This window comes from Lentzea cavernae (assembly GCF_014653695.1).
Lineage (GTDB): Bacteria > Actinomycetota > Actinomycetes > Mycobacteriales > Pseudonocardiaceae > Lentzea > Lentzea cavernae.
The window spans coordinates 160,827-167,446 of record NZ_BNAR01000017.1 but is presented as its reverse complement, the minus strand read 5'-3'; the positions used below and the strand labels follow the sequence as shown (position 1 = coordinate 167,446).

At 67.3% G+C, this 6,620-nt stretch carries 7 protein-coding genes and 1 pseudogene; all 8 read left to right on the top strand.

Features of this window, described 5'->3' with window-relative positions; genetic code table 11:
• The first annotated feature begins 206 nt into the window (after window positions 1–206).
• Window positions 207–974, top strand: coding sequence for a hypothetical protein (locus IE307_RS37900; protein ID WP_191304277.1), 768 nt, complete (start codon window positions 207–209; stop codon window positions 972–974).
• Between the two features lie 37 nt (window positions 975–1,011).
• A complete protein-coding gene (locus tag IE307_RS37895) occupies window positions 1,012–1,614 on the top strand; it encodes a hypothetical protein (RefSeq protein WP_191304276.1) in 603 nt (200 codons plus the stop codon).
• 58 nt (window positions 1,615–1,672) lie between these two features.
• Window positions 1,673–2,380 carry a LamG domain-containing protein gene (locus IE307_RS37890; RefSeq protein ID WP_191304275.1) on the top strand — a complete coding sequence of 236 codons (708 nt, stop codon included), beginning with the start codon at window positions 1,673–1,675 and terminating at the stop codon, window positions 2,378–2,380.
• A gap of 11 nt (window positions 2,381–2,391) precedes the next feature.
• Window positions 2,392–2,631 (top strand): annotated as a pseudogene (locus IE307_RS47690) (barstar family protein); the annotation flags it as partial.
• A gap of 204 nt (window positions 2,632–2,835) precedes the next feature.
• The gene (locus tag IE307_RS47120) at window positions 2,836–3,396 is read left to right on the top strand and encodes a YflT domain-containing protein (RefSeq protein ID WP_229905480.1); all 561 of its coding nucleotides are present in this window, start codon (window positions 2,836–2,838) and stop codon (window positions 3,394–3,396) included.
• 167 nt (window positions 3,397–3,563) lie between these two features.
• A complete protein-coding gene (locus IE307_RS37880; RefSeq protein ID WP_191304273.1) occupies window positions 3,564–4,817 on the top strand; it encodes an ABC transporter substrate-binding protein in 1,254 nt (417 codons plus the stop codon).
• Window positions 4,814–5,770 (top strand): carbohydrate ABC transporter permease, encoded by a 957-nt coding sequence (locus tag IE307_RS37875; RefSeq protein WP_373306074.1) that lies wholly within the window; start codon window positions 4,814–4,816, stop codon window positions 5,768–5,770. Before IE307_RS37880 ends, IE307_RS37875 begins: the two co-directional genes overlap by 4 nt.
• Window positions 5,770–6,615, top strand: coding sequence for a carbohydrate ABC transporter permease (locus IE307_RS37870; protein WP_191304272.1), 846 nt, complete (start codon window positions 5,770–5,772; stop codon window positions 6,613–6,615). Before IE307_RS37875 ends, IE307_RS37870 begins: the two co-directional genes overlap by 1 nt.
• The last annotated feature ends 5 nt before the right edge of the window (window positions 6,616–6,620 follow it).

Genomic DNA, 6,620 nt, shown 5'->3' with positions numbered 1-6,620 from the left:
GAGATCATCCTGGCCTGCATCGTCCTGCACCTCAGGTGAAGATCCACAGGACACGCCCTAGGCCCTGTCCTGATGTTCCCCCGTTCGGGGCCAATCTTTCACGGGACTGGCCCCTAACGGTTTCTCTCCCCGGGTCATAAGGTTCGCTCACTTTGAGCACAGATCTGACCCTTCCTAGACCTGTGTCGCCGCCACACGTGGTCCGCATGGAGCTGGACACGTTCTCCGGTGTCGACCGTCCCGCCCTGGCCAGCTGGTTCGGTGGCGTGTTCACCGACCTGCTCGCCCCCCTCTGCCCGGCCTCGATCGAGGAACTCGTGTCCGTGGCCCGCGACTACCACCCCTCCGACACGACGCCGTGGGGCCCGCCGGGCTACGCCCGCCTGCTGCTCTCCTCAGGCGAGTTCACCCTGCCGTCGTGGTCGGCTGCCCTCGAGGACCTGCCCTCGTTCCTGCGCGTGCAACTCGTCCAGCTCGACTCCCAGGGCGTTCCCCTCGTCGAGGACGGCTGGAGCGCCGAGATCCTGCTGAAGGACGACCCCGCGTTCCCCCACCAGATCGTCGTCACGGCCTCGCGCTCCCTGTTCGGCGGCTGGATCTCCCATGTCGTGCAACAGGACTGGCTCTCGGCCTTTCGCTCGGGCGCCACCCTGGCGCAGGCCTGCGGAGGCTGGATCACCCTGGACCGCGCCGGCGTGCGGACGGCGCACGAGGTCGCCGTCGGCGTGGGCCTGGACGAATCCCTCTTCATGGCCGCGGAACTCTCCCGCGGCCCGCACTGGGCGACGTTGCTCGGACCACGTCAAGTCGCCGCTCTGGGTGGCGTGCAAGAGGTCTCCGCGACCGCACCGTGCTTCTCCGTCGAGAACCTGGGCGGCGGCCGCATCCTCCTGCAGCTCACCGAGCACCTCGACGAGGTCCCGCCGGACGTGGTGCGCAAATTGACCGAGTTCCTCAGCCCGGTACTGCACTGACAGGCGAGATCCGCCATCGTTTGGGACCCTGTCGTCCGTGAGGCCTTCCCTGAAAACCGACGCGCTCGTCGCCGTGGACACCGCCCTGCGCCCCACGGGCTTCGTCCGCCGCGGCCACGTCTGGCTCCAGGAACGCGGCGACGGCGTTTCGGGCTGGCTCGGCTTCGGCCTGTCGGGCGCTCTGGACCTCACCCCTCTGGTGGGCGTCTGCTTCCGCCGCTACGACGAGGTCTGCCGTGCGCTGGGAGTCGGAATCCCCACCACGCCTCTGGTTTCGACGCCTCTCGGTGCGTTGATGGGCGAGAAACCCGTGTGGCACTGGAACTTCGCGCCCGGCGGTGACCACGCTTCTGTCGCTTCTTCTTTGGTGTCAACGTTCTTGAAGCACGGGAAGCCTTACATCGACAAGCATGCGAAGTGGGACGCGTTGTCGCGTGAGCTCGTCGCGAAGCCCGAGTCGTTGCTCGACTTCGAACGGGCGCGGAAGCTCGCGATCATCCACGTGCTGAACGGCGATGCGGGGGCGGCCGGTGAGGTGTTGAAGAAGGAGCACGAGCGGGTGGCGGACAGCAGGGACGTGTACGCCCGCTCGTACCGCGCCTTCGCCCACCGTTTTTCCCTTGCGTTCGCGATTGGATGACTTAAGGTCTCCGTCCTGACCGTTCTACCTGGGGGAATTCATGCGTGGAGTTCTGGCGATGACGGCTGCCGTCATGTCGCTGTGCCTGACGGCGGGTGCCGTTCAGGCCGACGCGCCGGTGGCGAGCCACTGGGGGCTGGACGAGGCGTCCGGCACGACCACCGTCGACTCGGTGACGGGAGCGACCGGCACGTTGTCCGGCGCCGTCGCGTTCGGGCCGGGCAAGGCCGGCAGCGGCCTCGACTTCTCCGGCGGCACGGTGTCCGCTCCGCTCGCCGTGGACACGGGCACCAGTTTCACCGTGTCGGCGTGGGTCAACCTGGCCACGGAGTGCACCGCCCGCAAGTGCGGGTTCACCGCTGTCAGCGCCGACGGCGAGCGCAGCAGCCGCTTCTCGCTCGGCTACCTGAAGGACCGCGACCACCTCGGCAACTGGTACTTCGAGATGGCGGAGGCCGACACCGACGCCGCGCCGGTCACCGCGACCGCCACCTCGGCGATCCCGGCGGAGACCGGTGTGTGGACGCACGTCGTGGGCGTCCACGACGCGGACAGCGGGACCACCTACCTGTACGAGTCCGGCAGCCTGGTCGGCTCGGGCACGATCAACGCGCAGTGGAACGGCACCGGCGGCCTCGCCCTCGGCGCGGCGCGGAAGGCGGGAGCCCAGACCGGGTTCTGGCCCGGTGCGGCCGACGAGGTCCGGTTCTTCGGCCGGGCGCTGACCCACGACGAGGTGTTCGCGCTCCACCAGGCCGAGGCGTGAAACCGGCGATCATGAGAGTGGTGCTCGACGGGAAGTCGATGGCGACTGAGCAAGCGGTTCACGACGCGCTTGCCGGTCCGCTCGACTTCGGGCCGTACTACGGCAACAACCTGTCTGCCTTGTGGGATCGCCTCAGCACTGACGTCGAACGTCCAGTGGAGCTCGTGTGGGTGGACTCCGAGGTCAGCAGGGAGCTGCTCGGCGACGAGGTCTACGGGAAGATCGCGAAGGTCCTCTCCGACGTGATGGAAAGGGATGCTCCCCGCCCGTCAGGGCACAGGTTCGTCGTTCGCTTCGCGTGGCGCCTGGACAACACCTGGCCGGTCGAACCCGTACTGGGGGGTGGCTGGCCGGGTGCTGACCCACGACGAGGTGTTCGCGCTCCACCAGGCCGAGGCGTGAAACCGGCAAAACACCCGCAGGCGTGTCGGCACGCCACACCGGGCACTGGCAGGATGGAACGATCAGCGCGTCCGACAGAGGTGGTCCCCGTGACGAGTCCGTTCGCCAGCCCGAACCGGCCCGGTGTCCCTCCCCGCCTGCCCACGCCGCCGACGGGGTGGCCGATCGGCTCCTACGCCACCTACGAGGAGGCGCAGCGCGCGGTCGACCACCTCGCCACCGAGGACTTCACCGTCCAAGACGTGATGATCGTCGGGGTGGACCTGATGCTCGTCGAACGCATCACCGGCAAGCTGACGTGGAGCCGCGTGCTGATGACGGGCGCGGCGAGCGGCGCGTGGTTCGGCCTGTTCGTCGGGCTGCTGCTGACGCTCTTCAGCCCTGAGCCTGGCGTCACGATCGGGCCGGTGCTGACGGGTCTGATCACCGGTGTGTTCTTCGGTCTGGTGTTCGCGGCTGTCGGGTACGGGTCGGCGAAGGGCAAGAGGGACTTCCAGTCCGCGTCCCAGTTGGTCGCGAACCGGTATGACGTGCTCTGCGACCCGAAATCGGCCGAGAAGGGCCGTGACCTGCTCGCGAGGCTCGCGATGCGTCCCGTGAACCCGAGTTCTTAAGGCTCACATAAGACCATTGGTTCTGAATCGTTGCTTCCCTTGGTTGCGGCTCCTGATCACCGGGCCTAGGTTCGGTTGACCGGTCCGCCCGGTGCGGCCGGTGGCACGACGAGGTGCCGGGCGCTGCGGTCTGGCTCCTCCGTGCAGTCGGGAAGGAGGCAGGGCCGATGGGTGCGACAAGGCGCTATCGACTCGCGGCCGGAGTGGGAGCCGCGATGCTCGCGGCGGGAACCCTCACGGCATGCGGGTCTGGCGACCAAGGCATCACCGTGAACGTCTACAAGTACCCCCAGGAGAACTTCCAGGCCATCGTCGACGCGTGCAACGCGAAGGCCGGCGGGCGGTACAACATCGTCTACAACAAGCTGCCGCGTGAGGCGGACGGTCAGCGCGAACAGATGGTGCGCAGACTCGCGGCCGAGGACGACAGCATGGACGTCCTCGGGCTCGACGTCACGTGGACGGCGGAGCTCGCGAAGGCGGGCTGGATCAAGGAGTTCACCGGCTCCGTCAAGTCGCAGGTGGAGACGGGCACGCTGAAGACGCCGCTCGACACGGCGACCTACGAGGGCAAGCTGTACGGGGCCCCGGACAACACGAACGTCCAGTTGCTCTGGTACCGCTCAGACCTGGTTCCCACGCCGCCGAAGACGTGGGACGAGATGATCTCCATGGCCGAGGCGCTGGTGGCGGACGGGAAGCCCGGTCAGATCGTCGCGCAGGGCAAGCAGTACGAGGGGCTCGTCGTGCTGTACAACACCCTCGTCAACTCCAACGGCGGCACGATCCTCGACGAGAACGGCACCAAGGCCATCGTCGACGACAAGGCCGTGCAGGCGTTGGCGGCGTTGAAGAAGCTCGCCACGTCGAAGGCGATCGACCCGTCGTTCTCCAACGCGGCCGAGGACAACGCGCGCCTCGCCATGGAGGGCGGCAGCGCGGCGTTCCAGCTCAACTGGCCGTACGTCTACGCGGCGGCGCAGAAGAAGCCGGACTTCGCGAAGAACTTCAAGTGGGCGCCGTACCCCACGGTCAGCGGTGAGCAGTCGAAGGTCACCGTCGGCGGGATCAACTACGCCGTCAGCAACTACACCACGAAGCCGGACCAGTCGTTCGACGCGGTGTTGTGCCTGCGCGGCGCGGAGAGCCAGAAGCTCGCCGCGCTCAAGGACGGTGTGCCGCCGACCATCGAGTCCGTCTACGACGAACCCGAGATGGCCGAGGCGTACCCGATGCGCGACGACATCAAGGAGACGCTGAAGAACGCGAGCGTGCGGCCGCGCACGCCCGCCTACCAGAACGTCTCGACGGTGATCTCCACGATCCTGTCGCCGCCCGCGAGCATCGACCCGCAGGCCACGGCGGACAGGCTGCGCAAGGAACTGCAGGACGCTCTCGACTCGAAGGGGGTGCTGCCGTGAGTCAGACGACGACGCAGGACACGGCGACGACAGGTGCCTCACCGGCTCCGGCCGCGCCGAAGAAGAAGGTGCTGAGCGAGGGCAAGCGGGCCGAGCGCAGGCTCGGCTGGCTGCTCTGCGCGCCCGCCGCGCTCACCATGGTCGCGGTGACGGGCTGGCCGATCCTCTACTCGCTGCTGCTGTCGATGCAGAGGTTCGACCTGAAGTTCCCGGACCGCACCGAGTGGATCTGGTTCGACAACTACATCACCGTGCTCAGCAGCCCGTACTGGTGGAACGCGGTGTGGGTGACGGTGTTGCTCACCGTCGTCACGGTCGCGGTCGAGCTGGTGCTGGGCATGTCGCTCGCGCTGATCATGCACCGGGCGCTCGTCGGCCGGGGCATCGTCCGCACGACGACGCTGATCCCGTACGGCATCGTCACGGTCGTGGCCGCGTTCTCCTGGCGCTTCGCCTGGACGCCCGGCACCGGCTACCTCGCCGAGGCGCTCGGGGGCGATCCCGTGCTCACGGAGAAGATCCCGGCGCTGATGGTCGTGGGTCTCGCGGAGATCTGGAAGACCACGCCGTTCATGGCCCTGCTGCTGATGGCGGGCCTGGCGCTGGTGCCGGACGACCTGCTCAAGGCCGCCGCGATGGACGGCGCGAGCGGGTGGCAGCGGTTCATCAAGATCACCGTGCCGATCATGAAGCCGGCGATCCTGGTGGCGCTGCTGTTCCGCACGCTCGACGCGTTCCGCATCTTCGACAACCTCTTCGTGCTCACCGCGGGCTCGCAGGGCACGTCGTCGGTGTCGATGCTGACCTACAACAACCTGATCAAGGGCTTGAACCTCGGTATCGGATCGACGATGTCGGTACTGATCTTCATCATGGTCGCGATCATCGCGTTCGTGTTCATCAAGCTCTTCGGCACCGCTGCCCCCGGCAGTGACGACGGAGGGAAGCGCTGATGGCGGGCATCGGAGGAGCGGAGACCCCGGCCAAGAAGTGGGGCTGGGGCGTTCTCAACACGGTCGTCGTGATCTACGCGCTGGTACCGGTGCTGTGGATCGTGTCGCTGTCGTTCAAGTCGTCCGAGACGTTGGCGGACGGCAACTTCATCCCTCGCGAGTGGAGTCTGGAGAACTACCAGAACATCTTCTCGACGTCGGAGTTCACGCGGGCGCTGTTCAACTCCATCGGCATCGCGATCATCGCGACCGCGATCGCCGTGGTGTTCGGCACGATGGCCGCCTACGCCATCGCGCGGCTGGACTTCCCCGGCAAGAACCTGCTGGTGGGCGTCTCGCTGCTGATCGCGATGTTCCCGCAGGTCTCGCTGGTGTCCCCGTTGTTCGAGATCGAGCGCTCGCTCGGTCTGTTCGACACGTGGCCCGGCCTGATCCTGCCGTACATCACGTTCGCGCTGCCGCTCGCGATCTACACCCTGTCGGCGTTCTTCCGCGAGATCCCCTGGGAGCTCGAGAAGGCGGCCAAGATGGACGGTGCGACGCCGGGGCAGGCGTTCCGTCGCGTCATCGCGCCGCTCGCCGCGCCGGGTGTGTTCACGACGGCGATCCTGGTGTTCATCTTCTGCTGGAACGACTTCCTGTTCGCGATCTCGCTCACCTCGACCGAGCAGTCGCGGACCGTGCCGGTGGCGCTGTCGTTCTTCACCGGCAGCTCGCAGTTCGAGGACCCGGCCGGGTCGATCGCGGCGGCCGCCGTCGTGATCACCATTCCGATCATCCTCTTCGTGTTGTTCTTCCAGCGCCGGATCGTCGCCGGCCTGACCTCCGGCGCCGTCAAGGGGTGAGTTGA